Consider the following 26,285-nt stretch of genomic DNA (forward strand, 5'->3'; position numbering starts at 1 on the left):
CTCAGCGCAGCGTCCTCGCCCAGTCCGCCGGAACCCGCCCCGCCGGACCCGGCGCCGGCTGGTCCAGGGGGTGGCTCTCCGGCGGGGCCAGGTCGGGGCCGGACTCGTACATCTCCTTCGTCGCGAAGTTCCAGAACCACTCCTCGCCCGGCTCGAAGCTCCGCATCACGGGGTGCCCGGTGGCCTCGTAGTGCGCGGTGGCGTGCTTGGCGGGAGAGGAGTCGCAGCAGCCGATGTGGCCGCACTGGGCACAGCGCCGCAGGTGGAACCACCACCCGCCGACCTCGTCGCACTCCGCGCAGCCCGTGCCGCTGGGCGGGACGGTCGGGTCGATTCCGGTGTCACTGGTCATGCCGACTCCTCGGGGGCCGTTTCGTCGTCCGTGGCGGTGAGCGGAAGGAGCACCTGGAAACGCGTGTCGCCCGGCACCGACTCGACCTGGAGGCTGCCGTGGTGCTTGTTGACGACGATCCGCCAGGAGATGTCCAGGCCGAGCCCGGTGCCCTCGCCCACCGGCTTGGTGGTGAAGAAGGGGTCGAAGATACGGTTCCGGATCTCCGGCGGCACCCCGGGCCCCGTGTCGCGGAACTCCACCAGCATCCGGTCGTGGTCGAGCGCCGTCCGCACCGTCAACGTCCCGTCGCCGCCTGCGCTGTTGATGGCGGAGACCGCGTTGTCGATCAGGTTGGTCCACACCTGGTTGAGCTCCGCCGGGTAGGCGGGGACCTTCGGGAGCGTATGATCGTAGTCCTTGACGACCTTGATCTGCTGTCCGATCTTTCCCGACAGCATCAGCAGCGTGCTGTCGAGGAGTTCGTGCACGTCGGCCATCCGGTACGGGGCGCGGTCGAGCTGCGAGTACTGCTTCGCCGCGTCCACGAGGTGGGAGATGCGGGTGGTGGAGTCCTCGATCTCGTCCATCAGCAGCTCGGTCTCGACCGTGTAGTTGAGCCACCCGACCGCTCCGGGGAGGATCTCCTCGTCGACGGCCGCCGCGACCTGGTCCAGCCAGTCGATGTCCAGTCCGGCCTGCACGAAGGTGGGCGCGAGCCGCCAGCCGTCCGGGATGCCGTGGTCGTCGAGCCAGTCGGTGAGGGCGTCCTCGCGGTCCGCCGCCTCCAGCGGGCTCAGTGTCGGTGCCTTGGCGACCAGTTCGGCCGTGCGGTCCTGGATCTCGATGAGGTGCGCCAGCTGTTCGCGCGGAAACGGGCCCGAGGCGATGATGCTGAGCTTGTGCCGCATCTTCGCCACCCGCTCGCGCAGCGTCGAGGTCGCCCGTACGGCCGCCGCGGCGGGGTTGTTGAGTTCGTGGGTGAGCCCGGCGGACAACGAGCCGAGCGCCAGCAGCCGTTCCCGCTGCCCGATCATCCGCTGGGTGTTCTTCGAGCCGAAGAACAGCCCCTCCAGGAGATGGACCGCCATGGGGAACCATTCCCGCATGATGCTCGCGAACGTGTCCGCGGGCACCACGAAGAACCGTGTCGGCTCCGTCACGCGCATCGAGTTGTTGTAGACCTGCCGCACCCGGTCGCCGAGATACGCCTGCATGGCCCCGGCGTACACCCCGGGCTGGGAGGTCCGGGTGACCTCGACGTCGTCGGCGCCGACCCGCCGGGACAGCACGACCGTGCCCTCGATCATCACGTAGAAGCAGGTGGCGGGCTCACCCTCGGTGTACACCGGACCGGGTTCGAACCCCTCCACGCGTCCCCCGGCGCACAGCCGTCCGAGTTGTTCGGGGCTCAGCTTCTCGAACAGGAACAGTGAACCGATCTCCTGGGGGTTGCACGGCAGGAGCTGCCCGCTCATGACTGCTCCAGGTAACGGTGGACGAGCATCACGGCCATGGCTCCCTCTCCGACGGCGGACGCGACGCGCTTGGCGGACTCGGCGCGCGCGTCGCCCGCCACGAACACGCCGGGAATGTTGGTCTCCAGGTGGTACGGCGGCCGGTCCAGCTCCCAGTCCGCGGGCGGCCGCCCGTCCGGCGTGAGGTCGGGGCCGGCCAGGATGAACCCGCGTTCGTCGCGCAGCACCGTGCCGTCCAGCCAGTCGGTCAGCGGGGCCGCGCCGATGAACACGAACAGCCACTGCGCGTCGACGAGTTCGGTCTGCCCGGTCGCCGCGTCGCGCAGCGTCAGCTGCTCCAGGTGGTCGGAGCCGTGCGCGGCCTCGACGACGGTGCCGCAGCGCACCGAGATGTTCGGCGCCTCCTCGATCTGCTGGATCAGGTAGTACGACATCGACGCCGACAGCGACTCCCCGCGCACCAGGAGGGTCACCGACTTGGCGCCCCGGGCCAGGTACATCGCCGCCTGCCCCGCGGAGTTGGCGCCGCCCACGATGTACACGTCGTGGCCCTGGCAGGAGGCGGCCTCGGTCAGCGCCGATCCGTAGAACACCCCGCAGCCGCTCAGCTCGTCCACGCCCGGCGCGGGAAGCTCCCGGTAGGACACACCGGTCGCCAGGATCACGCTGTGCGCGGCGATCGCCGAGCCGTCGGAGAACCGTACGACCCGCGCGGCGCCGTTGACCTCCAGCCCGGTCACCTCGCGCGCGGTGAGGATCTCGGCGCCGAACCTCGCCGCCTGCCGCCGGGCCCGGTCGGTGAGCTGCGCGCCCGACACACCGTCGGGGAAGCCGAGGTAGTTCTCGATGCGTGAGCTCTGGCCGGCCTGCCCGCCGGTCGCGGACCGCTCCACGAGCACCGTCCGCAGCCCTTCCGAGGCCCCGTACACGGCCGCGCCGAGACCGGCCGGGCCGCCGCCGATGACGACCAGGTCGTAGAAGTCAGCCGTCGGAGTCGTCGCCAGCCCCACCCGGGCGGCGAGCTCGGGCGCCTCGGGCGCGACCAGCGGAGTGCCGTCCGGGGTGATCACCAGCGGCAGCCGCTGCCCGTCCGCACCGGCGGCGGCCAGCAGCCGCCGGCCCTCCGGCTCGTCGGCCGAGTACCAGCGGTACGGCACCTGGTTGCGGGCCAGGAACTCCCGGACGTCCGACGAGCGCGCCGACCAGCGGTGCCCGACGACCTTCGTGCTGGGCACGGGCCGGAAGTCGCTGCAGCGCCACGCCTGGATCAGGTCGTCCAGCACCGGGTACAGCTTCTCCTCGGGAGGATCCCATGGCTTGAGCAGATAGTGGTCGAGATCCACGACGTTGATCGCGTCGATCGCCGCGTTCGTGTCCGCGTACGCGGTCAGCAGCACCCGCCGCGCGCCCGGATACACGTCCAGGGCCTGTTCGAGGAACTCGATGCCGTTCATCTGCGGCATGCGGTAGTCGGCCAGGATCACGGCCACCAGGTCGCCGCGCAGCTTCAGCTCCCGCAGCGCCTCGAGCGCGGACTCGCCGGACTCCGCGCGCACGATCCGGTACGACTCGCCGTAGCGCCGCCTCAGGTCCCGGGCGACGGCACGGGAGACACCCGGGTCGTCGTCCACGGTCATGATGACGGTCCGCGCTGTGTCGGCGGTCTGTGCCATACGTCTCCCACCCCGAGCGGTCGGAATCAGGGCACGGCGTCCCCTTCGTCACCGCGCCGGCTCCGCCCATCGTATGTTCGATCGCCCCGCTTCGCTCTGCTGTGCCGCGGGCAGGCCGCTCGTCAGCGCGACGTGCTCCCCTGCGAGGCCCATGCCGGCAGCGTAGGGAAGACTGAGAGCCGACGATGTGATCGCGACACGAGGAGGCAGCCGCATGACGCGCCCGATCACGGCAGGGGTCGACGGATCGGAGGAGAGCCTCGCGGCGCTGGCCTGGGCCGGACGCGAAGCCGTCCGCCGCGGGCTGGCGCTGCGCGTGGTGCACGCCTGGCGGTACGAGCCGCACGCGGCGGTGGAGGGGGACCGGGACACCCAGGACCGGTGGGTGCGTGGCACCGTGGCCGGCGCCGTCCGGACCGTCACCGAGCGGCACCCCGGCCTGGACGTGTCCGCCGACGTCCTGGAGGGTGACGCCGTCGACACGCTGGTCGCCGCGGCGGCCGAGGCCGAACTGCTGGTGCTCGGCTCGCGCGGCCACGGCCGGGTCGTCGGCTTCCTGCTGGGCTCCGTCGGCCAGCAGGTGATCGCCGCGACCACGCGGCCGGTGGTGCTGGTGAGGTCCGGGGACCGGCCCGCGGCCGAGGTGGACGGCCGTGAGGTCGTCGTCGGTCAGGAGGGCGGCCCGGAGGACAGCGCCGCCGCGCTGGGGTTCGCGTTCGAGACGGCCGCGGCTCGCGGGGCGACCGTCCGCGCGGTGCGGGCCTGGACGCTGCCGCCCGCGTTCGCCTACAGTCCCGGCTCGCTGCACCTGCTCGACGAGGCCGGCGGCCCCGTGCCGTTCGAGAAGAAGGCGCTGGCCGAGGCGGTGCAGCCGTGGCGGGACCGGTTCCCGGACGTTCCGGTGGTCGAGCACGTGGAGATGGGCAGCGCCGGTCAGGTGCTGCTGTCGATGGCCGGGCGGGCCCAGCTGATGGTCGTCGGCCGCCGTGCCCGCCGTACCGCCGTCGGTGCCCGGATCGGCTCGGTCGCCCATGGCGTCCTGCACCACGCGGACTGCCCGGTGGCCGTGGTCCCGCCCGCCTGAGTCACTCCGCCGACGCGGTCCGAACCGTCTGCCGTGCGTGGGGGAGGATGTTCCTGACGTAGTCCTCGACGGCCGTGTCGAGGCCGATGTCGTGCTGGGCCCGCTCGGACAGGTACCAGCGGTGTTCGAGCAGCTGGTGGTAGATCTCGGCGGGGTCCATGCCGCCGCGCAGCTCCGGCGGCACCGCACGCACGGTGGGCCGGAACACCTCGCGCACCCAGCGGTGGGCGAGCACCTCCGGGCGGGCTGCGAGGGGGTCGCCCGGCGCGTAGTCGTCCTGGGTGGCCATCCAGCTCTCCAGGTCGTTCAGCAGCCGGCGGGCCTGGTTCTCCTCGGTGTCCAGGCCGGTCAGCCGCAGCAGCTGCCGCTGGTGGTGGCCCGCGTCGACGACCTTGGGCACGAAGGTGACCGTGTCGCCGTTCGAGGAGTGCTCGATCTGCATCTCGGCCACGTCGAAACCGAGGTCGTTGAGGCGGCGTATCCGGCGCTCTATGTAGTGGTACTTGCCCGCCGGGTAGACGGAGGTGCGGGTCAGCTCCTTCCACAGGTCGTCGTAGCGGGCGCAGATCTCGGTGCCGAACTCGACCGGGTCGACGGAGGGGTGCAGCGCCCCCGACGCCTCCAGGTCGAGCAGTTCGCCGCTGATGTTGACGCGGGCGAGGTCCAGGTCGTAGTCGCGCTGCCCGGAGCTCAGCCGCGGGTGCAGTTCGCCGGTCTCGGCGTCGACCAGATATGCGGCGTACGCGCCTGCGTCCCGCCGGAACAGCGTGTTCGACAGCGAGCAGTCGCCCCAGGCGAACCCGGCCAGGTGCAGCCGCACCAGCAGCACCGCCAGTGCGTCCATCAGCCGGTGCATGGTCGCCGGGCGCATGGTCGTCTCGAACATCGAGCGGTACGGCATCGAGCCGTTCAGGTGCCGGGTGATCAGCACCGACTCCAGCGGGCCGCCGTCCGCGTCGCTGCGACCGGTGACCACGGCCAGTGGGTCCACCGCGGGGATACCGAGGCGGTCCAGGTCGCGCAGCAGCTCGTACTCGCGCAGGGCGGGGCGTTCGGCGAGCTCCTTGACGGCGACCACCTCGCCGCCGGCCCGGGCGTAGCGCACGACGTGGCGGGAGATGCCGCGGGGCAGCGGGACGAGGTGGTCCTCCGGCCATTCCTCCAGCGGCAGGTGCCACGGCAGCTCGAGCAGGAGGGCGGGGTGCTCCGGGTTGGTGGCGCTGATCTGCAATGCCATGGCCCGACCTTAGACGGCCCGTTCCCTGGCCTGTCGGGCGGCGTCCCGCACCGGGCCTCGGTGGACCGGCCCGTGCCCGGGCGCCAGCACATCGGCGTCCAGCCCGTCGAACAGCTCCAGCGAGGCCAGGGCCCGGGTGCGCTCGTGATGGAACATGTCGGGCAGCAGCTGCGGACCCTTCGGCCGTGCCGTGGGGTGTCCGCTGACCAGGGCGTCACCGGAGATCAGCACTCCGGCGTCCGGCAGGTGGAACGCGCAGTGCCCGAGGGTGTGGCCGGGCGTGTGGACGGGCACGGGACGCCCCGGCAGGTCCAGCGGGCCCGCCGTGGGGAAGGGCCGGGGCGAGGTCACCGGGTTATGGGCGGTGCCCCCGGAGCGGATCGCGTGCACCGCCCACGGCAGCACGCCCGGCCGCCAGCCGTTGCGCAGCACCCGGCCGACGGACACCTGGTGCTGGAAGTCCCGGCGCGCGTGCGGCACTTCGGCCTCGTGCAGGTACACCGGCGTGCCGTACGTGGTGCTCAGGTACTGAGCGGATCCCAGATGGTCGTTGTGGGCGTGGGTGATGAGCACGGCCGCCACCGCCCGAGGCGAACTCCCCACCTCGGCAAGGGAGCCGAGGACCTTCTGCCGGTCCCCGGGGTACCCGGTGTCGACCAGTGTGACGGCGTCCCCCTCGCGGAGGATCACCCAGTTGGTGTTGCTGCCGTGCACCAGGTAGGTGCCGTCGGCGACTTGCTGCACATCTGCCCGCATGATCGTCCCGCATGGTGAGGTCCGCGCCCGACGGGGACAGCAAAGCAGATCACGAGACCGCCTTCTTCGGAGGGTGCCCCTTGCTCACGGGGCCTGCCCGCCCGCGCGCCGTGTGCTCAGTTCACGCCGTGCGGGCGGAACTGGATGCTGATACGTGGCCCCGCGGCCCGCGTGGTCTTCGGCACGCAGTGCTCCCACGCCGCTGACACGAACCGCCCATCACGATGAGGTCGCCGTGACCCAGGGGGCGCCGCACGGTGTCGCCGTCCCGCATCGGACGCAGCAGGAGGTCCCGGGGAGCGCCCACGGACAGGATGGCGACCATGGTGTCCTCGCGCGCGCCCCGGCCGATCCGGTCACCGTGCCAGGCGACACTGTCCCGTCCGTCGCGGTAGTAGCAGAGCCCGGCCGTGGCGAACGGCTCGCCCAGCTCGTCGGCGTAGTGCGCGGTGAGTGCGTCGCGCGCCTCGGTGAGCACCGGGTGCGGCAGCGGGGCGCCCGCCTTGTAGTACGCCAGCAGCCTGGGTACGTCGACCACGTGGTCGTACATCGTGCGGCGCTCGGCCCGCCACGGCACCTCGGTCGCCAGCTGTTCGAACAGCGCGTCGGACCCGCTCAGCCACCCGGGCAGTACGTCGGTCCAGGCGCGGGAACCGAGTGCGGTGCGGCGCAGCCCGTCGAGGGAGCCGAGCCGGAGCTCGTCGGTCTGGTCGAAGAGCGAACCCTGGAGGTGCACGGCCATGGATCCAGCGTACCGTTGATTCGAATGTTTGTTCCATTGGTGTAGCGGGCTGAACTGACGCCGTCCCGACCCTTTGGATGCATTCCTGTATCGGATACATTCACGTATCGAACGGAGGGGCGGACATGGTGGCGGAGGGAACGACCGGGCGTGTGACCAGGCGCCGCGTCCGCACGCGCGCGAACCTCCTGGACGCCGCGTTCGAGGTGTTCGCGGCCAAGGGATTCGGGCGGGTCTCGATCGAGGAGGTGTGCGAGGCCGCCGGCTACAGCCGCGGTGCCTTCTACTCGAACTTCGCCAGCCTGGACGAGCTGTTCTTCGCCCTCTACCGGCAGCGGGCCGACCTCATCGCCGAGCAGGTCTCCGGGGCGCTCGCCCTGGACGGACCGGACCTCGACGTGCCCGCCGCCGTCGACCGGGTCACCGAGGTGCTGCTGCTCGACCTGGACTGGCTCCTGGTCAAGACGGATTTCCTCGTGCACGCCGCCCGCGACCCGGCCGTGGCGCAGACCCTCCTGGAACACCGGGCCCGGCTGCGCGGGGCCATCGCGCAGCGACTCGCCCGCGCCGTCCAGGGCCACACTGCGCTGCCCGCCGTACTGGGCGACATCGACGCCGCCGCCCACGCGGTGGTCGCCGCCTACGACGGAGTCACCACCCAACTGCTGCTGGACAAGGACGTCGAGCACGCGCGCGCGTGGCTCAAGCAACTGCTCACCGCGCTGCTGACCGACGGCAGCGGCACACCCGAACTGAGACCCCAATGAGAAGGGCAACGGTCCCCATGGACGCCACGGACGCGGACGTCATCGTCGTCGGAGCCGGTCTCGCAGGCCTGGTCGCGGCGCACGAACTCACCAGCCGGGGCCGCAGGGTCGCCCTGGTGGACCAGGAGAACGCCGCCAACCTCGGCGGCCAGGCCTTCTGGTCCTTCGGCGGGCTGTTCCTCGTCGACTCCCCGGAGCAGCGGCGCCTCGGCGTCAAGGACTCCTTCGAGCTGGCCTGGAACGACTGGCAGGGCAGCGCCGGGTTCGACCGGGTGGACGACGAGGACTCCTGGGCGGTGCGCTGGGCCCGCGCCTACGTCGAGTTCGCGGCCGGCGAGAAGCGGTCCTGGTTGGAGGGGCACGGCATCAAGTTCCTGCCGACGGTCGGCTGGGCCGAGCGCGGCGACCTGCGCGCCGACGGACACGGCAACTCCGTACCCCGCTTCCACATCGCATGGGGCACCGGCACAGGGGTCGTCGAGCCGTTCGTCCGGTACGCCGAGCAGGCCGCGCGCGACGGACTGCTCACCTTCCACCACCGGCACCGCGTGGACGAGCTCGTCATCGAGGACGGCGCGGCACGCGGGGTGCGCGGCACGGTACTCGCCGCCGACGACTCGCCCCGCGGCGTCGCCTCCAACCGTGACCGTGTCGGCGAGTTCGAACTCACCGCCCAGGCCGTGGTCGTCACCACCGGCGGCATCGGCGCCAACCACGACATCGTCCGCCGCTACTGGCCCGAGCGCCTCGGCACGCCGCCCGCCGAGATGGTCACCGGCGTCCCCGCATACGTCGACGGGCGGATGCTTGACATCAGCGCGGAGGCGGGCGTACGGCTGGTCAACCGCGACCGCATGTGGCACTACACCGAGGGCCTGCAGAACTGGGACCCGATCTGGCCCGGCCACGGCATCCGCATCCTGCCCGGACCGTCCTCGATGTGGTTCGACGCCCTCGGCCGCCGCCTGCCCGAACCGTGCCTGCCCGGATACGACACCCTCAGCACCCTGAAGTACCTGCGGACCACGCAGGACATCGCCGGGTACGACCACTCCTGGTTCATCCTCACCCAGAAGATCATCGAGAAGGAGTTCGCACTGTCGGGCTCAGAGCAGAACCCCGACATCACCGCCAAGGACCGCAAGGCGTTCCTGCGCGAACGGGTGCTCGGCAAGGGCGCGCCCGGCCCGGTGGCGGCCTTCCTGCGCAACGGCGCCGACTTCGTCACCGCGCCGAACCTCGACCAGCTCGTGGAGAAGATGAACGGCCTCACCGACAAACCGCTCCTCGACGCGGCCGCGCTCCGCCGCCAGATCGAGGCCCGCGATCTGCAGATCGCCAACCCCTACAGCAAGGACGCCCAGGTGCAGGGCCTGCGCAACGCCCGCCGCTACGTCGGCGACCGCCTCGGCCGGGTCGCCACCCCGCACCACATCCTCGACCCGGCCGCCGGACCGCTGATCGGCGTCAAGCTGCACGTCCTGACCCGCAAGACCCTCGGCGGCATCCAGACCGACCTCGACTCCCGCGCCCTCGGCACCGACGGCCGGCCGATCGACGGTCTGTACGCGGCGGGTGAGGTGGCCGGCTTCGGCGGTGGCGGCGTGCACGGCTACAACGCGCTGGAGGGCACCTTCCTCGGTGGCTGCCTCTTCTCGGGGCGCGCGGCGGGCCGGGCGGCGGCGCGGCAGACCGGGTGAGGTCTCCTCACGCCTGAAGGAGGCGGGCCAGCACGGCGGCGTGGCTCTCCTCGGGCGACTTGGCGGAGGTCAGCAGCGTCACCGTCCCCTTGCGGGCCAAGTCACGTACGTGATCGAGGAGTTCGGCCGCCTCGGGCTCGGCCAGCTCCGCCTCGTAGCGGCGCGCGAACTCCTCGTACGACCCCTCGCCCGCGTGGTACCAGCGGCGCAGCTCGGTGGACGGGGTCAGGCCCTTCGGCCACTCGTCCACCCGCGCCGCGTCCTTCGCCAGACCGCGCGGCCAGAGCCGGTCGACCAGGACGCGCACGCCGTCCTCGGCTTCCGGCGGTTCGTAGATGCGGCGCACACGGACACTCACGTTCGGGCCTTTCTCGTGGCGGCTCGTGCCGGGAGCGTACGCCGGGCGGGTGGAGGCAGCCGTGGAACCCGGGGCCGCCTCACCCGACTGGACCCGAACGCAGGGTCTGTGCAGCCGTGGCCGTCACGGCGTCCGCCACCGCCGCCAGGGCGGGCGAGTCCAGCTTCCACTGCTGCCAGTACAGCGGGACGTCCACCGCGCGGTCGGGGGCGAGCTGGACCAGGCGGCCGGAGCGCAGCAGCGGGTCGGCCTGGACCTCGGGCACCACACCCCAGCCGAGGCCCGCGGCGACGGCTTCGACGAAGCCGTCCGAGGTGGGCACGAAGTGCCGTACCGGGCTCGCCCCGCCCCTGCCGCGCCGCAGCCGGCGGACGAAACCGTCCTGGAGGTCGTCGCGCCGGTCGAAGACCACGACCGGCGCCTGAGCGAGCGTCTCCCGCAGCTCTCCGTCGAGATGCCGCCCGGCGAAGTCCGGGCGGGCCACGGCGACATAGCGCATCGTGCCGAGCGCGCGCACGGAGCACCCCGTCACGGGAACCGACGACGATGTCACCGCCGCCATCACCAGCCCCTCGCGCAGCAGCGCCGCGGTGTGGTCCTGGTCCTCGCGGCGCAGTTCGAAGCAGAGCCGCAGCTTCTCGGGGACGCGGGTGAGCGCCGGCAGGAACCAGGTCGCCAGCGAGTCGGAGTTCACCGCGATCGACACACGGGTCGCCTCCCCGGCGCCGCTCAGACCGAGCTCGGCGCGTGCGTCCCGCTCCAGCCGGGCCAGCTGGCGGGCCAGCCGCACCACGACCTCGCCCGACTCCGTGGGCCGCACCGGCTTCGTCCGCATCAGCAGGATCCGTCCGGTGCGCTGCTCCAGGGCCTTCACCCGCTGACTGACCGCCGACGGCGTCACATGCAGGGCGGCCGCCGCCGCGTCGAAGGTGCCCTCGTCCACGACCGCGAGCAGGGTCTGCACCTGGTCGACAGGAAGCTCCGTCATCGCCTGCTCCGCTCCTGAGGGCCATTACGAGGGCCAGTACGAGGCATTACGAGAGCTAAGGATACGTAAGAATCATTAGCTGTACCTTCAGACGCCGCTTCCGTAGCGTCGATGCCATGCCCCACACCCTGACCGCCGCGGCCGCCGGATTCGGCACCGGCCTCTCGCTCATCGTCGCCATCGGCGCCCAGAACGCCTTCGTCCTGCGCCAGGGCGTGCGCCGGGAGGCGGTCCTCGCCGTCGTCGCCATCTGCGCACTGTCCGACGCCCTCCTGATCGCCCTGGGCGTCGGCGGTGTCGGCGCGGTGGTGGTGGCCTGGCCCGGTGCGCTGACCGTGGTGGGCTGGATCGGCGGGGCGTTCCTGCTCGGCTACGGAGCCCTCGCCGCCCGCCGTGCCCTCAAGCCCGGGGCGGAGGCCCTGCGCGCGGAGGGCGAGGCCGCCGGGTCGCGTCGGCGGGCGGTGCTCACCTGTCTGGCGATGACCTGGCTCAACCCGCACGTCTACCTCGACACCGTGTTCCTGCTCGGCTCCGTCGCCGCCGACCAGGGTCCGCTGCGCTGGACGTTCGGTGTCGGAGCCGCGGTCGCCAGCCTCTGCTGGTTCACCGCGCTCGGCTTCGGGGCCCGGCTGCTCGGCCGCTGGCTGGCCCGGCCCGCCGCCTGGCGGGTGCTGGACGGACTCCTCGCCGCAACCATGCTCGTCCTCGGCGTCACACTCATCGCCGGCAGCTGACCGCCCGGGCCCTCTACAGGCCGCCGCTGCGCCGGTGGAGCGAGTACTGCTCCATCAGCTGGCCGCGGGTCATCTCCAGCCGGTACGCGAGGATCTCGGCGACGATCCGCACCAGCGTCATGCCGAGCTGCGGATCCTCCTCGCACAGCTCGAGCACGGGCTGGGCCTCGAACTCGTAGGCGCGTACGGGGCTGAAGGCCACCGCGCCGAAGTCCCACTGGTGCGGCGGGAACAGCCAGGACCAGCCCAGCAGATCGCCCGAGCCGAGAGTGGCGACGGTCACCCGCTGCAGCGACGTCACCTGCTGGTCGAGCGAGACCGCCCCGGAACGGATGACCCAGAAACGGTCGGCCGTGCCGCCCGCCTCGAAGATCCGGGTGTCCTCGGGGAAGGACACCTCCCGGCCGAGCGCCATCAGTCGTCCGCGCTGGGGCGGGGGAAGGGCGGTCAGCAGTTTCGTCGCTTTGGTCATGGCGCGGAGCTCCTCGCCGGCGATCGGTCCCGGTGCTGTTCCTATGCCCATTTCAGCCGCTGAGGGCGCGCGGAGCACCTCGGCGATCCCGTCGGTTCCGCACCCGGTCCGGCGGTGGCCGCGACGCGGACATGAAAGAGCCCTGGCTGGACGGGGGAGGCCAGCCAGGGCCGTAAGCGGTGGTGTACGGAGGACGATGAGGTCGACTCCGTCACCACGTATGAATGAACAATAAACCATCACCGGGCGTTGTCCGAACACGGGACCGGGTCCCGTGAGCTGTTTCACTTCGCCCTCACTGCTGCTGTGAGGTCACGACGCGGATCGTGCCCCGGTGCCCGCTCGGCCGGCCTCGGCGTGCCTGCCGGGGGTGAGGATCTCGTCCAGCACCCTGAGCACCACCTCGTACGCCAGCCGCCGTACGGCCGCCTCCCGGGCTCCGTCCGGGTCGTGCGCCGCCAGGGCGTCGCTGCGCGCCCGCCACGCGCGTTCCTCCTGTTCCGCGCAGGCCCTGCCGCGCTGGATGCGCCGCAACAGCTCGTCTGAGTCCACGACGTCGGTCATGCCCTCCGCGTACCCCCGTGTTCCGCTTCGATGGCCGGGTGTGCGGGCTTCGGCGACTTGTTCCGGCTGGTTTGGCGGGCTCTTCTGCGGTGAGCCGAACAGTGTGGGCGACGCGGCCGGACGAAAGCCCGTTTTCTTCGACTCGGCGGTGTCCTTCCCGGTCGATCAGTCAGGGAGCGAAGACGTGAGCGCGCAGCACTGGACCGAGCCCGCAGGCAGCGCAACGTGCCGTCCGGCCGATGTCCGCCGGGCGGTACGGCATGCGGTGGCGAGTCGCTGCCGGGCCACCGGCATCCCGTGCGACGAGGACGCCCTCGAGGACGCCCTGCTCGTGGCGTCGGAACTGACGTCCAACGCCATCCTGCACGGCGGCGGTGTCACCGGCGTCGCCGTCGATGTGGACGGGCGGGAGGTGAGGGTCTCCGTCAGCGACCGCAGTGACCGGCTGCCGGTGGTCACGGCGCCGATCGACGCGCAGGGACGGCGTCGGTCAGGGGGCCGTGGCTGGCCGATCGTGTGTCGGCTGGCGCGGGACGTGCGGGTGGCGGGACTGCCCTCGGGCGGTAAACGCATCACCGCTGTGGTGCCGTTGGGCTGACCGGTCTTCGCCGCTGTGGCGTTTGTTCTCGCGGTGGCAGGGCAGACGCATCCTCGTGCTTCGGACCGGAGGCGCACCAGCGGGAGCGGTATGCGCTCCCGGGTCTCCGGGATCCGGGTCGGCGCCCTTCCCGCGGTAGTCCCTGAAGTCCCTGAAAAGACCGTTCAGGAGCGATTCCGCATGCTCACAGACATGTCGACAAGCCGTTCTGGCACGTCCGACCACCCCGCCGAGCACCACCGGCGGCGCCATGACGACGCTCCCGACACCACCCACCTCTTCACCCAACTGCACACCCTGGAGGACGGCCCCGAGCGGGACGCCGTCCGCGATGAACTCGTCAGCGCATGGCTGCCCATGGCCCACCGCATCGCCGGCCGGTTCCGCGACCGCGGTGAGTCCCTCGAGGACCTCCGCCAGGTGGCCGCGCTCGGGCTGGTCAAGGCCATCGACCGCTACGACCCGGCCCGGGGCGCCTTCGAGAGCTACGCCGTGCCCACCATCACCGGCGAGGTCAAGCGGCACTTCCGGGACCGGATGTGGGCCCTGCGCGTGCCCCGCCGGGTCCAGGAACTGCGCAACAAGGTACGGGCCGCCCGCCGGGAACTGGCCCAGAGCCCGGGCTCACCCGAGCCCACCGTCGCCGACATCGCGGCGCACAGCGGGCTGACCGAGGACGAGGTCTCCACCGGAGTGGAGGCGCTGGAGAGCTTCAGCACCCTCTCGCTCGACGCCGAACTCTCCACCGAGGACGACGGCTACAGCCTCGCCGACACGCTCGGCGCGCCGGACGGCTCGTACGACGTCGTGGTCGACCGCGAGTCGGCCAAGGAGAGTCTGCGCAATCTGCCGGAACGCGAGCGCGCCATCCTCTACATGCGCTTCTTCGAGGACATGACGCAGAGCCGTATCGCCGACCGGCTGGGCATCTCCCAGATGCATGTCTCACGCCTGATCAGCCGCAGCTGCGCCCGCGTGCGCAACGAGGCCCTCGGGCACCGGAGGGGGACTCCCCGGCGCAGGACCCGTCACCGCTCCGCGGCGGCGGCCTGACCGACGCGTCGCCGGCCGGGCGCCCGCGAGGCAACGGCGGCGGGCTCTCACCCCGCCGCCGTGTCCTTCCCCTCGAGGTGCGCCCGGACCTGCTCCTGCGTCAGATACGAGTCGCTGTACACGAAGTCCTTGAGCTTGGCGGACCGGTGGGCCGTGAGACCGGTGCGGACGAAATCGTCGCCGGCCACCGCGTTGAGCAGCCAGTTGGTCATGACGCGGGTCTTGGCGACGTTGGTGCGCAGTGCCGACCAGTGGTAGCCGCGGGCGACGGCCTGGGCGGGCAGGCCGCGCAGTTCGACGCCGAGCGGCTTGGAGACCGCGTCGCGGCCGCCGAGGTCGACGACCAGGCCCAGGTCCTTGTGGACGTACGGCTGCATCGGTTCGCCCCGCAGCGTCGCGATGATGTTGTCGGCGACCTTCTTGCCCTGGCGCAAGGCGTGCTGGGCCGTGGGCGGACAGATCGCGCCCTCCTCGCCCTTGGCCTTGTCGGGCACCGCGGCGGCGTCGCCGAGCGCGAACACGCCGTCGTGTCCCGGCAGGTTCATCTCGGCGGTCACGGCGAGCCGCCCGCGCACCGTCTCCGCACCGAGCGTGGCGATCAGCGGGCTCGCGACGACGCCCGCCGTCCAGATCAGTGTGTGGGTGGGGACCACCCGCCCGTTGGTGAAGGTCACCTCCTCGGGGCCCGCCTTGGCGATCGAGACGCCGAGGGAGATGTCGATGCCGCGCCCGCGCAGCACTTCCTGCGCGCTGCGGCCGAGCTTCTCGCCCAGCTCGGGCATCAGCCTGGGGGCGATGTCGATCAGGTGCCACTTGATCAGGTGCGGATCCAGCCGGGGGTAGCGCTTGACGGCGTTGTGGGTGAGGCGCTGCAGGCAGGCGGCCGTCTCGGTGCCTGCGTAACCGCCGCCGACGACCACGAACTGCAGCCGGGAGGCCCGCTCGGCGGGGTCATGGCTGGCGTCGGCGAGGTCGAGCTGGGAGATGACGTGGTCGCGGATGTAGGCGGCCTCGGCGAGCGACTTCATGCCGAAGGCGTTGTCGACGAGCCCCGGGATGTCGAACGTGCGGGTGACGCTCCCGGGAGCCAGCACGATGTAGTCGTACGGCTCGTCGACGAGCTCGTCCGTGACAGTGCGGATGACGCAGACCTTGGCCTTCAGGTCCACGCCGATCGCTCCGCCCGGGATGATCCGCGTGCGGTACTTCCGGCTGCGGCGCAGGGACAGGGCGATGGACTGCGGGGTCAGCACACCGGAGGCGACCTGGGGCAGCAACGGCAGATACAGCTGGTAGGCGGACGGTGTCACCAGGGTGATGGCGGCCTCGTCGGGGGAGAGCCGGCGTTCCAGGCGCCGTACGCACTCCACTCCTGCGAAGCCCGCGCCCACCACCAGGATCCTGGGTCGTGTCACGATGTCCATCCCTTCCGCGGTTCCGGGGCGGTCTGCCTCGACGCCATGCGCGTGCCCTGGATCGTGGCTTCGCACCTCATCGATCCCACCGTGCCCTCAGCCGCTGCGCCAGTGGGGCGCAGCAGGCAGACGAACGGCTGGAGACCAGCATGCCCGTTCGGACCGTGAATCGCGCCGGGCGGACGCTCACCAGGGCAGAAACGCGTGCACGTCCTTGCCCTGATCGGCGGTCACCACACTGACCTGGTCGCACAGCGCGTGGATCAGATGCCAGCCGATGCCTCCGCCGCCCTGGCTCGGCCGGAACGGACGCGGAGCGGGCCGCGTGGTGCTGGTGTCGTGCAGGGTGACATGCACTCCGTCGTAGGTGCGGCGCATCCGCAACTGGAACGGACCCGGGGCGTACTGGACCGCGTTGGCGGCCAGCTCGGTGACCACCAGCAGGACGTCGTCCCACTGCTCGCGGGAGGACGGCGGCACGACACGCGCGAGGTCGCTCAGGAACCTCTCCGCGGCCAGGCGCGCACCCGTGACGTCGTGCGGCCCACCCGCGAAGCCCGTCGTGCGGCTCGGGATGCCCTGGGCAGCCAGTGTGTCGTCCCAACGCGGCTCGGTTGCCATGTCGCCTTTCCAGCCCTTCCCGTTCCAGGGCTGTCCCCGTGTCTCCTGTGCCCCCAGCTCCGCGAGTTCCCGGCGGGCGCCGACCCTACGCGTCCGACGGCGGGCCGACCGGCGAACTCATCGGAAGACGTTGTCCGAGTCGTCCAAGGCCGACAGATCGTCTGCCGTGCCCAGCCGGGGCGGTCGCGAGCGCGCCTGGTACATCGCGTCGATCTCCACCGCGTAGCGCTGCACGATCGCGTCCCTGCGCAGCTTCATCGAGGGCGTCAGCAGCCCGTTCGCCACGTCGAACGGCTCCGGCAGCACGCGGAACACCCGAATGGACTCCGAGCGCGACACCGTGCTGTTCGCCGCGGCGACCGCCCGCGCGACCTCCTCGCGCAGCGCGTTCTCCTCCCGGGCCTCCCGCACCGGCGCGTCGCCCTGCAACAACAGCCCGGCCCGCCAGTGCACGAGGAACTCCGGGTCCAGGGTGATCAGAGCCCCCACGCACGGACGGTTGTCGCCCACGACGACCGCCTGGTGGATGAGCGGATGCATCCGCAGCCGCTGCTCCAGCGCCGCCGGCGCGACACTCTTGCCGCTGCTGGTGATGATGACGTCCTTCTTGCGGCCGGTGATCGTCAGATAGCCCTCGGAGTCCAGCCGTCCGAGGTCGCCGGTGGCCAGCCAGCCGTTCGCCAGCGCAGCCGCCGTCGCGGCCGGGTCGTTGACGTAGCCCTGGAACACCGACGGCCCGCGCACCAGGATCTCCCCGTCCGCGGCCACCTGGATCTCCATGCCCGGCAGCGCCTGCCCGACCGTGCCCGACTTCTCCCGGCCCAGCGGCTGCATGGTGACCGCGGCGCTGGTCTCGGTCAGCCCGTACCCGTCGTGCACGTACATGCCGATGCCCTCGTAGAAGAGGGACAGTTCACGGCTGAGCGGCGAGCCTCCCGACGTGGCCCGGACCACCCTTCCGCCCAGCGCGGCCCGCAGCCTGCGGTACACCGTCCGCTCGTACAGCGCGTGCTGCAGCCGTAGGTCCAGACCGGGTCCCGACCCCCGGCCCAGCCGCTGCCGCTCGGTGGCCGCGGCGAAGTCCCGGGCGGTCTCCGCGGCCCGCTCGAACAGCGCGCCGCGGCCCGCCTGCTGGGCCGTTCGCAGGAAGTTCTTGTAGATCTTCTCGAAGAGCGACGGTACGCCGTAGAAGTACGTGGGCCGGAACGAGCGCAGCGCCGACGACAGCGACTGAGGGCTCACATCGGGTTCATGGCCCATCAGCAGGCCCCCGCGCATGCAGAGGCCCTGGATCATCAGGCCGTACACATGGGAGAAGGGGAGGAAGACGAGGATCCGTCCCTGCTCCCCGGGGGGTGCCGCCGTGTGGCCCCAGCCTGCGAGGAGGGTGTCGCAGGGGCTGGCCAGGTTCCGATGGCTCAGCGCACAGCCCAGCTGGCGGCCCGACGTACCCGAGGTGTAGGCGATCACCGCGGTGGAGTCCGGCAGTACGATCCGGCGCAGGGAGTCGACCGTCGCCGGGGGGATGAACTCACCGCGCGCGGCAAGCTCCTCCAGCGCGCCCGCGTCCAGCTGCCACACGTGCCGCAGCGACCCGAGCGACGCGCACACGGACCCGACGGTCATCACGCCCTGCTCGTCCTCGACCACCACGGCCACGCAGCCCGCGTCCCGGAGGATCCACTCGACCTGGTCGCGCGACGACGTCGGATAGATCGGCACGACCTCCGCGCCCACCGCCCACAGGGCGTGGCTGAGGACCGTCCACTCGTAACGGGTCCGGGCCATGATGGCTACGCGATGGCCCGGCGAGATGCCGGACGCGACCAGGCCCCTGGCCACATCGACCACTTCGTCCCGCAGTTCGACCGCGGTGATCTCCTCCCAGACCGCGGAGGCCGGGTCGGGGCGGCGTGCGATCAGCGGCAGGGTCGGATTGCGGGCCGCCGTCTCGAAGAGGCTGTCGGCGAGCCCGCCGGTCAGCGGCGAGACGCTCGGGGGAGCGAGGGCGAAGTCGCGCATGCGCTGCTCCTGAGGTGTACGGGCTGTGACCTCGCCGACGAGAACTGTTATCGACGCTGGTCGAATCTAGCCCAGCTGAGACCGGTTCGTGCCGGGAACGGAGAACTGAACCCGTCCTGATGATCTCGGCGTGTTCGGGGGACTCGGAGGGCATGACTCACACCAATCCCGATCCGGAGCCCGAGCGCACGACAGGCCTGGAACCGGGCGGTGGCGTACCCCCAGGGGAAACCCCACCCGCGGAGAGCAGCATGCCCGGCGCGGGACCCCGGGAGACGCACAACCCGACCAAGGGCTGGGCCAAGGGCCCGCTCACACTGATCATCGTTCTCGTCGTGCTGGTCGCGGCCTTCTTCCTGGCGTACGGCCTGGCGCTGATGTTGTAGGGCCTGTCACGCCTGCGTGTGTCGTACGCACTCGACGACGACGTCCCGCAGGCTGCCCGTCCGCTTCAGCAGCTCACGCTGCACCCGGGCGCCGTTGCCGCGCCGCAGCAGCCGGGCGCAGGACTTCTGCGCCCGGTCGAGGTCACCGCTGTCGGCGAGTGCCTCCCCGACGTGTTCCAGCAGCGCCCGTACGACCGTCTCGGCGGGCGCCGGCCGCATCACCGCCGGGTGCAGCAGCACCTCCGTCAGCCCCGAGCGGGCGGCCCGCCAGGCGGCCAGCCGCAGCAGACTCACGCTGAGATCGGCCGGTTCCCGGCCCGCCCGCCACTCGCGCGCCGCCGTCTCCACGAGCCCTCGGGCGAGGGTCGCGACGAGGACGGCGGTCTCCGCGTGCAGACAGACGTCCGCGACCCGGATCTCGACCGTGGGGTAGTTCCGGGACAGGCGGGCGTCGAAGTAGGCCATCGCCTCGTCGAGGATGGTTCCGGTGGCCAGCATGTCCGCGACCCGCTGGTGATACCGCTGTGCCGAGCCGAAGATCTCGGTCGGTCCGGCCGACGGCCAGCGCTGCCAGACCCGGCTGCGATAACTGCTGTAGCTGGTGTCCTTGCCCTGCCAGAAAGGGGAGTTGGCGCTCAGCGCCGACAGCACCGCGAGCCAGGGCCGCACCCGGTCGACGACCGCGACGCCCTCCTCGTCGGACTCGACGCAGACATGGACGTGGCAGCCGAGGACGAGCTGCTCCTGGGTGGCGATCCCGTACTGCTCCTCCATCCACTGGTAGCGGCGGTGGGTGCCGACGGCGGGGCTGACCGGCAGCGGCGACGTGGCGAGCGCCGCGACCGCGCACCCGATCTTCCCGGCGTGCCGGGCTGCCTCCTTGCGGCAGCGGACGATCTCCGCGCCCAGGTCGCCCATGTCCGACTGCGGGTGTGTGGCGAACTCCAGCATCTGCTCATGGAGTTCCTTCTCGAACACGTCCTGGTCCACGTCGTCCTGAGCGACCCGGGCGAGCACCGCGCCGGACCGGGCCCGTGGCTCTCCGGTCTCCGGGTCCACCAGGAGGAGCTCCTCCTCCACTCCGACCGTGCGCACGTCAAGCGGCCCTTCGACGACCCTCTACGACCACGGGGGACATCCCGTCGTACGTCCCCCGACTGCCCCGGAAGGCCGACCGGACACCTGTACGCCCGGAAACCGCCCCGTCAGGACGGCCGCAGCCAGACCGTGGCCAGCGGCGGCAGGGTCAGCCGGATGCTTGCCGGACGGCCGTGCGAGCCCTCCGCCTCCGCCTTGACCGGGTCGGGACAGGTGATGTCGCTGCCGCCGTAGCGGGCGGCGTCGGTGTTGAGGATCTCCTGCCAGGCGGGGATGTCGCCGGGGACGCCGAGACGGTGGTCGTGGCGGACGACCGGGGAGAAGTTCGACACCGCCAGCAGGGGCGTGCCCGCGGCGTCGTACCGCAGGAACGCGAAGACGTTGTCGTCGGCCGCCTCGCACTCCACCCACTGGAAACCGGCCGGGTCGGTGTCGCGCTGCCAGAGGGCCGGGATACTCAGGTAGCGCGCGTTGAGGTCGCGGACCAGGTCCTGGATCCCGCGGTGATCACCCGCGGCGCAGTAGTCCGGGTCGAGGAGCCACCACTCCGGGCCATGGGCCTCGGACCATTCCCCGCCCTGGGCGAACTCCTGGCCCATGAAGAGCAGCTGCTTGCCCGGATGGGCCCACATGAAGCCCAGATACGCGCGGTGGTTGGCGCGCCGCTGCCACCAGTCGCCGGGCATCTTCGACACCAGGGCCTGCTTGCCGTGGACGACCTCGTCGTGCGAGATGGGCAGCACGTAGTTCTCGCTGTAGGCGTAGATCATCGAGAAGGTCATCTCGTGGTGGTGGTACTTGCGGTGGATCGGCTCCTTGCTCATGTACTCCAGCGAGTCGTGCATCCAGCCCATGTTCCACTTCAGCCCGAAGCCCAGGCCGCCGCTGTCGGTCGGCCGGGTCACCCCGCCCCAGGCGGTGGACTCCTCCGCGATCGTCACCACGCCCGGCGCCCGCCGGTACACGGTCGCGTTCATCTCCTGCAGGAACGCCATCGCGTCCAGGTCTTCCCGCCCGCCGTGCTCGTTCGGCGTCCACTGGCCGGGCTCGCGCGAGTAGTCGAGGTACAGCATCGAGGCGACGGCGTCCACCCGTAGCCCGTCGATGTGGAACTCCTCGCACCAGTACACGGCGTTGGCGACCAGGAAGTTGCGCACCTCGGTCCGCCCGAAGTCGAACTCGTACGTCCCCCAGTCCGGATGCTCGGCCCGCTGCGCGTTCCCCGGCTCGTACAGCGGATCCCCGTCGAACCGGGCCAGCGCCCAGTCGTCCTTCGGGAAGTGCGCCGGAACCCAGTCCATGATCACGCCGATGCCCGCCCGGTGCAGGGAGTCGACGAAGAACCGGAAGTCGTCCGGGCTGCCGAGCCGCGCGGTCGGCGCGTAGTACGAGGTGACCTGGTAGCCCCAGGAGCCGCCGAAGGGGTGCTCGGCGACCGGCATCAGCTCCACATGCGTGAAGCCGAGGTCCTTGACGTACGGCGGCAGCTGCTCGGCGAGTTCGCGGTACGTCAGCCCCGGCCGCCAGGACGGGAGGTGGACCTCGTAGACGGAGAACGGCGCCTCGTGGACCGGGGTGTCCGCGCGGTGGGCCAGCCACTCCTGGTCGCCCCACTCGTAGTGCGAGGCCGTCACGACGGACGCCGTCGCGGGCGGCACCTCGGTGCGGCGCGCCATCGGGTCGGCTTTCAGGAACCGGCCGCCGTACTGGGACGTGATCTCGAACTTGTAGCGGGTGCCCTCGCCGATGCCCGGCAGGAAGAGCTCCCACACACCCGACGCGCCCATCGACCGCATCGGGAACGCCGTCCCGTCCCAGCAGCAGAAGTCCCCGGTGACGCGGACGCCGCGGGCATTGGGTGCCCACACGGTGAAGCGGGTGCCGGTGACGCCCTGATGAGTCATCGGCTCGGCGCCGAGCGCCTGCCACAGCTGCTCGTGCCGGCCCTCCCTGATCAGATGCAGATCGAGCTCGCCCAGGGCGGGCAGGAAGCGGTACGGGTCATGGACCTCGTGCTCGGCGTCCTCGTACGCCACCAGAAGCGTGTAGTCGGGGATCGTCTCCGTCGGCAGTACGCCGGAGAACAGGCCGTCGCCCTCCGAGACGAGGCCGATGCGCTTGCCGTCGACCAGCACGCTCACCGCGCGGGCGAACGGCCGCAGCGCCCGTACGGCGATCCCGCCGGGGACGGGGTGCGCGCCGAGCAGGGCGTGCGGGTCGTGGTGGGAGCCGGCCAGCAGGCGCTCCCGGTCGGCCGGGTCCAGCGGCGGGGCGCTCCCGCCCGCCTTCCGTGCGGGCGGGAGCGGGCCCGAGGGCTCCGGGATTGAGATGTCGCGCAGCGCCACGGCTTCAGTCTCCTCTCACGGCGAGTCGTTCGATCGCCGCCATCGGTACGGGGAGCCAGTCCGGACGGTGCCTGGCTTCGTAGAGCACCTCGTAAACGGCCCGGTCGGTCTCGTAGGCCCGGAGCAGGCCGTGCTTCTTTCGCGGGTCCCAGCCGGCCCGGGCGGCATAGCCCGCGCAGTAGGCCTCCCGGCATCGGCGCGCCCACCGCGGACGCCACGGGCGGCGCTGGCGGGCCGCGTAGTCGAAGGAGCGCAGCATTCCCGCGATGTCCCGGACGGGCGACTGGGCGCTGCGCCGCTCGGCGAGCGGGCGGGACGGTTCGCCCTCGAAGTCGATGACGAACCACTCACGGCCCGCCCGCAACACCTGCCCCAGGTGCAGATCGCCGTGGATCCGCTGGGCGGGCGGCCCCGGATCGCAGGTCAGCAGGGCGCTGAACGCGGACCGCAGCCCGGGCACGAACGGCCGCAGCCCCGGGACGCTGTGCGCCGCGTCGTCCAGCCGGTCGGTCATCGCGGCCGCCGTACGGCCGTTTTCGCAGCGCCCGCCGGAGGGGAAGGCCGCGGCCAGCGCGAGGTGCACCTCCGCGGTGGCCCGGCCCAGCTCACGGGCCTGGGCGGTGAAGTCGTCGCCGGTGCCGAGCGCGTGCAGGGCCAGCGTCCAGCCGTCGGAGGCGTCCCGCAGGAAGGGCTGCAGCACACCGAGTGTCGCCTTCTGCGGCTGGGTCGTCCGGAACCAGGCCACGGGAGCCGGGACCCGGTCGCAGCCCTGCCCGGCCAGCGCGCCCGGCACCTCCAGATCGGGGTTGACGCCGGGCTGGATGCGTCGGAAGACCTTCAGGATGAACTCGTCGCCGTACACCAGTGAGGAGTTCGACTGTTCGGCGTCCAGCACGCGGGGCACCAGACCGGCCGGGACCGGCTTGGCCGGGTCGGCCTCGAAGCGCAGGGGCCCCGCCGTGCCGGGGTGCCGCAGCCGCTCCAGGAGCAGCTGCGCCGTCCGGGGGTCCTGCAGGGCGTCGTAGACCGTCATGTCGGCCAGCGAGCCCTGGTGGACGCGGCCGATCAGGGCCCGGCCGAGGCGTGGTGAGGCGTGCTCGCGGATCCCGAGGAGCAGCTGGTAGCAGTCGCCGGGCGGGGGAGTGCCGCCGGGGGCGGGCACCCCCGCGAGACCGGGGTGGCCGCCCGTGTGACCGGCGTGCACCAGAAGATGCAGACAGCCCGGGAACAGCTCCGTCAGCGACAGCAGGCGCAGGTCGGTGACGGGCCGGTCCTTGCCGGCGAACCAGCGCTGCCGGGGCAGCCATTCGCGCAGCAGCCCGTCCAGCGAGGCCATGGACTGTGTGAGCTCATACCTGCTGGGGCGGAGAGTTGCGGTCTTCGTCATGGTGACGCCTCCTTTCGTCGGCGCACTCTCACAGCCGTCTGCCGATGCGAGATGCGACGCGGACGAGCCGGAACCAGTAGAAGCCGTGGCCCCCCAGGGTCAGCAGGTAGGGCAGTTCGCCGATGGCGGGAAAACGGACCCCGCCGAACAGCTCGACCGGATGGCGGCCGCTGAACTCGCGCAGGTCCAACTCGGTCGGCTGGGCGAAACGGGCGAAGTTGCTCACACATAGCACCAGGTCGTCCTCGTACTCCCGCAGGAAGGCGAGCACCGCGGGGTTGGAGGACTGGAGTTCGGTGTACGAGCCGAGACCGAAGGCGGGGTTCTGTTTGCGGATCTCGATCATCCGGCGGGTCCAGTGCAGCAGCGACGACGGCGACGCCATGGACGCCTCGACGTTGGTGACCTGGTAGCCGTAGACCGGATCCATGATCGTGGGCAGGTAGAGGCGGCCCGGATCGCAGGTGGAGAAGCCCGCGTTGCGGTCCGGGGTCCACTGCATCGGGGTGCGGACCGCGTCGCGGTCGCCGAGCCAGATGTTGTCGCCCATGCCGATCTCGTCGCCGTAGTACAGGATCGGGCTGCCCGGCAGCGACAGCAGCAGAGCGGCGAACAGTTCGATCGTGTGGCGGTCGTTGTCCAGCAGGGGGGCGAGTCGGCGGCGGATGCCGATGTTGGCGCGCATGCGCGGGTCCTTGGCGTACTCCGCGTACATGTAGTCGCGCTCTTCGTCGGTGACCATCTCGAGCGTGAGCTCGTCGTGGTTGCGCAGGAAGATGCCCCACTGGCAGCCGGACGGGATGGCCGGGGTCTTGGCCAGGATCTCCGAGACCGGGTAGCGGGACTCCCGGCGGACGGCCATGAAGATCCGCGGCATGACCGGGAAGTGGAACGCCATATGGCATTCGTCGCCGCCGGCGCGGAAGTCGCCGAAGTAGTCGACCACGTCCTCGGGCCACTGGTTGGCCTCCGCCAGCAGGACCGTGTCCGGGTACAGCGCGTCGATCTCGCGGCGGACCCGTCTGAGGAACTCGTGGGTGGCCGGCAGGTTCTCGCAGTTGGTGCCCTCCTCGGCGTACAGGTAGGGCACGGCGTCCAGCCGGTAGCCGTCGATGCCCAGGTCCAGCCAGAAGCGGAGAGCGGCCAGGATCTCTTCCTGGACGGCCGGGTTCTCGTAGTTGAGGTCCGGCTGGTGGGAGAAGAACCGGTGGAAGAAGTACTGACCGCGGACCGGGTCGTACGTCCAGTTCGAGGACTCGGTGTCGACGAAGATGATGCGGGCGTCCTGGTACTGCTTGTCGTCGTCGGCCCACATGTAGTAGTCGCCGTAGGGGCCGTCGGGGTCCTTGCGGGACTCCTGGAACCACGGGTGCTGGTCGCTGGTGTGGTTCATGACGAAGTCGATGATGACGCGCATACCGCGCTGGTGGGCGGCGTCGACGAACTCCACGAAGTCGGCCAGGTCACCGAAGTCGGGCAGGACGGCGGTGTAGTCGGACACGTCGTAACCGCCGTCGCGCAGCGGCGACTTGAAGAACGGCGGGAGCCACAGGCAGTCCACGCCGAGCCACTGCAGATAGTCGAGTTTGGCGGTCAGGCCCTTGAGGTCGCCGATGCCGTCGCCGTTGCTGTCCTGGAAGGAGCGGACGAGGACCTCGTAGAAGACGGCGCGCTTGAACCACTCCGGGTCACGGTCCTTGGCGGGCGTGTCCTCGAAGGTGTCCGGGACGGGCTCGTTGACAGTCATGACGCTGCAGGCCCTCCGTTCTGCGGCGCGGCGGGCGACCGCTGGACGTGGAACACGTGGGCCGGGGCCCTGCCGGGTTCCAGGCGCACATAGTTGGCGCTGCCCCAGTGATAGGTCTCGCCGGTGAGCTCGTCGCGCACCGGCGCCGACTCGTGCCAGTCCAGGCCGAGTTGCGGCATGTCCAACGAGACCGTGGCCTCCTGGGTGTGGTGGGGGTCGAGGTTCGCGACCACCAGAACGATGTCGGTGCCCGTGCGTTTGCTGTACGCGATGAGTGCATCGTTGTCGGTCCGGTGGAAGCGGAGGTTCCTGAGCCGATGGAGCGCCGGGTGCTCTCTGCGGATGGTGTTGAGCTTGGTGATGAGGGGGGCGATGGTGCGTCCCTCGCGTTCGGCGGCCTCCCAGTCGCGGGGCCTGAGCTGGTACTTCTCCGAGTCCAGGTACTCCTCGCTGCCCTCGCGCAGCGGCGTGTTCTCGCACAGCTCGTAGCCCGAGTACACCCCCCACGTGGGCGACAGGGTCGCGGCGAGGACCGCGCGGACCTCGAACGCCGGGCGGCCGCCGTGCTGCAGGTAGGCATGCAGGATGTCGGGCGTGTTGACGAAGAAGTTCGGCCGCATGTAGGCCGCCGCCTGGCCCGACAGCTCCGTCAGGTACTCCGTCAGCTCCTGCTTGCCGGTGCGCCAGGTGAAGTACGTGTACGACTGCTGGAACCCGATCTGCGCCAGC

At 71.3% G+C, this 26,285-nt stretch carries 23 protein-coding genes and 2 pseudogenes; 7 read left to right on the plus strand and 18 right to left on the minus strand.

Going from position 1 to position 26,285, the window contains the following annotated elements; all coding sequences use genetic code 11:
* Nucleotide 1 precedes the first annotated feature (1 nt).
* Genes ACFVJQ_RS28115 through ACFVJQ_RS28125 form a run of 3 tightly spaced genes read right to left on the minus strand, consistent with a single transcriptional unit; the run spans nt 2 to nt 3,482 of the window.
* On the minus strand, nt 2-352 hold the full coding sequence (locus ACFVJQ_RS28115) for a UBP-type zinc finger domain-containing protein (RefSeq protein WP_224736142.1): 351 nt from the start codon (nt 350-352) through the stop codon (nt 2-4).
* A complete protein-coding gene (locus ACFVJQ_RS28120) occupies nt 349-1,809 on the minus strand; it encodes an ATP-binding protein (RefSeq protein WP_385788092.1) in 1,461 nt (486 codons plus the stop codon). Before ACFVJQ_RS28120 ends, ACFVJQ_RS28115 begins: the two co-directional genes overlap by 4 nt.
* A complete protein-coding gene (locus tag ACFVJQ_RS28125) occupies nt 1,806-3,482 on the minus strand; it encodes an FAD-dependent oxidoreductase (protein ID WP_385516475.1) in 1,677 nt (558 codons plus the stop codon). Before ACFVJQ_RS28125 ends, ACFVJQ_RS28120 begins: the two co-directional genes overlap by 4 nt.
* 214 nt (nt 3,483-3,696) lie before the next feature.
* Between ACFVJQ_RS28125 and ACFVJQ_RS28130 the strand changes: the two genes are divergently transcribed.
* Nucleotides 3,697-4,566 carry a universal stress protein gene (locus tag ACFVJQ_RS28130; RefSeq protein ID WP_385516477.1) on the plus strand — a complete coding sequence of 290 codons (870 nt, stop codon included), beginning with the start codon at nt 3,697-3,699 and terminating at the stop codon, nt 4,564-4,566.
* Between the two features lies 1 nt (nt 4,567).
* On the opposite strand, the gene ACFVJQ_RS28135 is transcribed toward ACFVJQ_RS28130, so the two are convergent.
* The 3 genes and pseudogenes from ACFVJQ_RS28135 to ACFVJQ_RS28145 form a co-directional block, all read right to left on the minus strand.
* On the minus strand, nt 4,568-5,803 hold the full coding sequence (locus ACFVJQ_RS28135; protein WP_385788095.1) for a DUF4032 domain-containing protein: 1,236 nt from the start codon (nt 5,801-5,803) through the stop codon (nt 4,568-4,570).
* A 9-nt stretch (nt 5,804-5,812) separates the two neighbouring features.
* Nucleotides 5,813-6,559, minus strand: a complete 747-nt coding sequence (locus tag ACFVJQ_RS28140; RefSeq protein ID WP_385516480.1) for an MBL fold metallo-hydrolase — start codon at nt 6,557-6,559, stop codon at nt 5,813-5,815.
* A gap of 116 nt (nt 6,560-6,675) precedes the next feature.
* Nucleotides 6,676-7,301: pseudogene (locus ACFVJQ_RS28145) on the minus strand (alpha-ketoglutarate-dependent dioxygenase AlkB).
* 125 nt (nt 7,302-7,426) lie between these two features.
* Here ACFVJQ_RS28145 and ACFVJQ_RS28150 point away from each other — a divergent pair.
* Together ACFVJQ_RS28150 and ACFVJQ_RS28155 are read left to right on the plus strand one after the other, a co-directional pair.
* On the plus strand, nt 7,427-8,068 hold the full coding sequence (locus ACFVJQ_RS28150; RefSeq protein ID WP_224736135.1) for a TetR/AcrR family transcriptional regulator: 642 nt from the start codon (nt 7,427-7,429) through the stop codon (nt 8,066-8,068).
* 17 nt (nt 8,069-8,085) lie between these two features.
* Nucleotides 8,086-9,768, plus strand: coding sequence for an FAD-binding dehydrogenase (locus tag ACFVJQ_RS28155; protein ID WP_385788099.1), 1,683 nt, complete (start codon nt 8,086-8,088; stop codon nt 9,766-9,768).
* Nucleotides 9,769-9,775: 7 nt separating this feature from the next.
* Here ACFVJQ_RS28155 and ACFVJQ_RS28160 read toward each other — a convergent pair whose 3' ends face one another.
* Complete coding sequence (locus ACFVJQ_RS28160) at nt 9,776-10,126, minus strand: DUF488 domain-containing protein (protein ID WP_385516485.1); 351 nt, start codon at nt 10,124-10,126, stop codon at nt 9,776-9,778.
* Between the two features lie 79 nt (nt 10,127-10,205).
* Nucleotides 10,206-11,114 (minus strand): LysR family transcriptional regulator ArgP, encoded by a 909-nt coding sequence (locus ACFVJQ_RS28165; protein WP_385516487.1) that lies wholly within the window; start codon nt 11,112-11,114, stop codon nt 10,206-10,208.
* A gap of 116 nt (nt 11,115-11,230) precedes the next feature.
* On the opposite strand from ACFVJQ_RS28165, the gene ACFVJQ_RS28170 reads away from it, so the two are divergent.
* Complete coding sequence (locus tag ACFVJQ_RS28170) at nt 11,231-11,848, plus strand: LysE/ArgO family amino acid transporter (RefSeq protein WP_385516489.1); 618 nt, start codon at nt 11,231-11,233, stop codon at nt 11,846-11,848.
* Between the two features lie 13 nt (nt 11,849-11,861).
* Here the strand turns inward: ACFVJQ_RS28170 and ACFVJQ_RS28175 are convergent, their stop codons facing one another.
* A complete protein-coding gene (locus ACFVJQ_RS28175) occupies nt 11,862-12,320 on the minus strand; it encodes a cyclic nucleotide-binding domain-containing protein (protein WP_224738582.1) in 459 nt (152 codons plus the stop codon).
* Nucleotides 12,321-12,632: 312 nt separating this feature from the next.
* On the minus strand, nt 12,633-12,884 hold the full coding sequence (locus tag ACFVJQ_RS28180) for a hypothetical protein (protein WP_385516491.1): 252 nt from the start codon (nt 12,882-12,884) through the stop codon (nt 12,633-12,635).
* A gap of 184 nt (nt 12,885-13,068) precedes the next feature.
* Between ACFVJQ_RS28180 and ACFVJQ_RS28185 the strand changes: the two genes are divergently transcribed.
* The gene (locus ACFVJQ_RS28185) at nt 13,069-13,482 is read left to right on the plus strand and encodes an ATP-binding protein (protein WP_385516493.1); all 414 of its coding nucleotides are present in this window, start codon (nt 13,069-13,071) and stop codon (nt 13,480-13,482) included.
* Nucleotides 13,483-13,662: 180 nt separating this feature from the next.
* Nucleotides 13,663-14,535 carry a SigB/SigF/SigG family RNA polymerase sigma factor gene (locus ACFVJQ_RS28190; RefSeq protein WP_385516495.1) on the plus strand — a complete coding sequence of 291 codons (873 nt, stop codon included), beginning with the start codon at nt 13,663-13,665 and terminating at the stop codon, nt 14,533-14,535.
* A 47-nt stretch (nt 14,536-14,582) separates the two neighbouring features.
* Here ACFVJQ_RS28190 and ACFVJQ_RS28195 read toward each other — a convergent pair whose 3' ends face one another.
* From ACFVJQ_RS28195 to ACFVJQ_RS28205, 3 genes are all read right to left on the minus strand, one after another.
* Entirely contained in the window at nt 14,583-15,959 is a 1,377-nt protein-coding gene (locus ACFVJQ_RS28195) for an NAD(P)/FAD-dependent oxidoreductase (RefSeq protein WP_385516497.1), read from the minus strand.
* Between the two features lie 177 nt (nt 15,960-16,136).
* A complete protein-coding gene (locus tag ACFVJQ_RS28200) occupies nt 16,137-16,571 on the minus strand; it encodes an ATP-binding protein (protein ID WP_224736644.1) in 435 nt (144 codons plus the stop codon).
* A gap of 117 nt (nt 16,572-16,688) precedes the next feature.
* The gene (locus tag ACFVJQ_RS28205; RefSeq protein ID WP_385788106.1) at nt 16,689-18,593 is read right to left on the minus strand and encodes an AMP-dependent synthetase/ligase; all 1,905 of its coding nucleotides are present in this window, start codon (nt 18,591-18,593) and stop codon (nt 16,689-16,691) included.
* 152 nt (nt 18,594-18,745) lie between these two features.
* On the opposite strand from ACFVJQ_RS28205, the gene ACFVJQ_RS28210 reads away from it, so the two are divergent.
* A complete protein-coding gene (locus tag ACFVJQ_RS28210) occupies nt 18,746-18,979 on the plus strand; it encodes a DUF6480 family protein (protein ID WP_385516501.1) in 234 nt (77 codons plus the stop codon).
* Nucleotides 18,980-18,985: 6 nt separating this feature from the next.
* Here ACFVJQ_RS28210 and ACFVJQ_RS28215 read toward each other — a convergent pair whose 3' ends face one another.
* From ACFVJQ_RS28215 to ACFVJQ_RS28235, 5 genes and pseudogenes are all read right to left on the minus strand, one after another.
* Nucleotides 18,986-20,074: a glutamate--cysteine ligase gene (locus ACFVJQ_RS28215; protein ID WP_385516502.1), complete on the minus strand. Its 1,089-nt coding sequence runs from the start codon at nt 20,072-20,074 to the stop codon at nt 18,986-18,988.
* Nucleotides 20,075-20,184: 110 nt separating this feature from the next.
* Nucleotides 20,185-22,422: a 1,4-alpha-glucan branching enzyme gene (glgB, locus tag ACFVJQ_RS28220; protein ID WP_385516504.1), complete on the minus strand. Its 2,238-nt coding sequence runs from the start codon at nt 22,420-22,422 to the stop codon at nt 20,185-20,187.
* A 4-nt stretch (nt 22,423-22,426) separates the two neighbouring features.
* On the minus strand, nt 22,427-23,809 hold the full coding sequence (locus ACFVJQ_RS28225) for a maltokinase (RefSeq protein WP_385516505.1): 1,383 nt from the start codon (nt 23,807-23,809) through the stop codon (nt 22,427-22,429).
* 28 nt (nt 23,810-23,837) lie between these two features.
* Nucleotides 23,838-25,556 (minus strand): maltose alpha-D-glucosyltransferase, encoded by a 1,719-nt coding sequence (gene treS, locus ACFVJQ_RS28230; RefSeq protein ID WP_385788111.1) that lies wholly within the window; start codon nt 25,554-25,556, stop codon nt 23,838-23,840.
* A pseudogene (locus ACFVJQ_RS28235) lies at nt 25,553-26,285 on the minus strand (alpha-1,4-glucan--maltose-1-phosphate maltosyltransferase); the annotation flags it as partial. The gene treS and the pseudogene ACFVJQ_RS28235, both read right to left, overlap by 4 nt.

The organism is Streptomyces sp. NPDC127197, from assembly GCF_042672405.1.
In the GTDB taxonomy this organism is placed as follows: Bacteria; Actinomycetota; Actinomycetes; order Streptomycetales; family Streptomycetaceae; genus Streptomyces; species Streptomyces flavusporus.

What these genes read in the sequence shown, in the direction of transcription:
- ACFVJQ_RS28115 (WP_224736142.1), bottom strand. Translation starts at nt 352, where the DNA reads ATGACCAGTGACACCGGAATCGACCCGACCGTCCCGCCCAGCGGCACG.
- ACFVJQ_RS28120 (WP_385788092.1), bottom strand. Translation starts at nt 1,809, where the DNA reads ATGAGCGGGCAGCTCCTGCCGTGCAACCCCCAGGAGATCGGTTCACTG.
- ACFVJQ_RS28125 (WP_385516475.1), bottom strand. Translation starts at nt 3,482, where the DNA reads ATGGCACAGACCGCCGACACAGCGCGGACCGTCATCATGACCGTGGAC.
- ACFVJQ_RS28130 (WP_385516477.1), top strand. Translation starts at nt 3,697, where the DNA reads ATGACGCGCCCGATCACGGCAGGGGTCGACGGATCGGAGGAGAGCCTC.
- ACFVJQ_RS28135 (WP_385788095.1), bottom strand. Translation starts at nt 5,803, where the DNA reads ATGGCATTGCAGATCAGCGCCACCAACCCGGAGCACCCCGCCCTCCTG.
- ACFVJQ_RS28140 (WP_385516480.1), bottom strand. Translation starts at nt 6,559, where the DNA reads ATGCGGGCAGATGTGCAGCAAGTCGCCGACGGCACCTACCTGGTGCAC.
- ACFVJQ_RS28150 (WP_224736135.1), top strand. Translation starts at nt 7,427, where the DNA reads ATGGTGGCGGAGGGAACGACCGGGCGTGTGACCAGGCGCCGCGTCCGC.
- ACFVJQ_RS28155 (WP_385788099.1), top strand. Translation starts at nt 8,086, where the DNA reads ATGGACGCCACGGACGCGGACGTCATCGTCGTCGGAGCCGGTCTCGCA.
- ACFVJQ_RS28165 (WP_385516487.1), bottom strand. Translation starts at nt 11,114, where the DNA reads ATGACGGAGCTTCCTGTCGACCAGGTGCAGACCCTGCTCGCGGTCGTG.
- ACFVJQ_RS28170 (WP_385516489.1), top strand. Translation starts at nt 11,231, where the DNA reads ATGCCCCACACCCTGACCGCCGCGGCCGCCGGATTCGGCACCGGCCTC.
- ACFVJQ_RS28175 (WP_224738582.1), bottom strand. Translation starts at nt 12,320, where the DNA reads ATGACCAAAGCGACGAAACTGCTGACCGCCCTTCCCCCGCCCCAGCGC.
- ACFVJQ_RS28180 (WP_385516491.1), bottom strand. Translation starts at nt 12,884, where the DNA reads ATGACCGACGTCGTGGACTCAGACGAGCTGTTGCGGCGCATCCAGCGC.
- ACFVJQ_RS28190 (WP_385516495.1), top strand. Translation starts at nt 13,663, where the DNA reads ATGCTCACAGACATGTCGACAAGCCGTTCTGGCACGTCCGACCACCCC.
- ACFVJQ_RS28195 (WP_385516497.1), bottom strand. Translation starts at nt 15,959, where the DNA reads ATGGACATCGTGACACGACCCAGGATCCTGGTGGTGGGCGCGGGCTTC.
- ACFVJQ_RS28200 (WP_224736644.1), bottom strand. Translation starts at nt 16,571, where the DNA reads ATGGCAACCGAGCCGCGTTGGGACGACACACTGGCTGCCCAGGGCATC.
- ACFVJQ_RS28205 (WP_385788106.1), bottom strand. Translation starts at nt 18,593, where the DNA reads ATGCGCGACTTCGCCCTCGCTCCCCCGAGCGTCTCGCCGCTGACCGGC.
- ACFVJQ_RS28210 (WP_385516501.1), top strand. Translation starts at nt 18,746, where the DNA reads ATGACTCACACCAATCCCGATCCGGAGCCCGAGCGCACGACAGGCCTG.
- ACFVJQ_RS28225 (WP_385516505.1), bottom strand. Translation starts at nt 23,809, where the DNA reads ATGACGAAGACCGCAACTCTCCGCCCCAGCAGGTATGAGCTCACACAG.
- treS (WP_385788111.1), bottom strand. Translation starts at nt 25,556, where the DNA reads ATGACTGTCAACGAGCCCGTCCCGGACACCTTCGAGGACACGCCCGCC.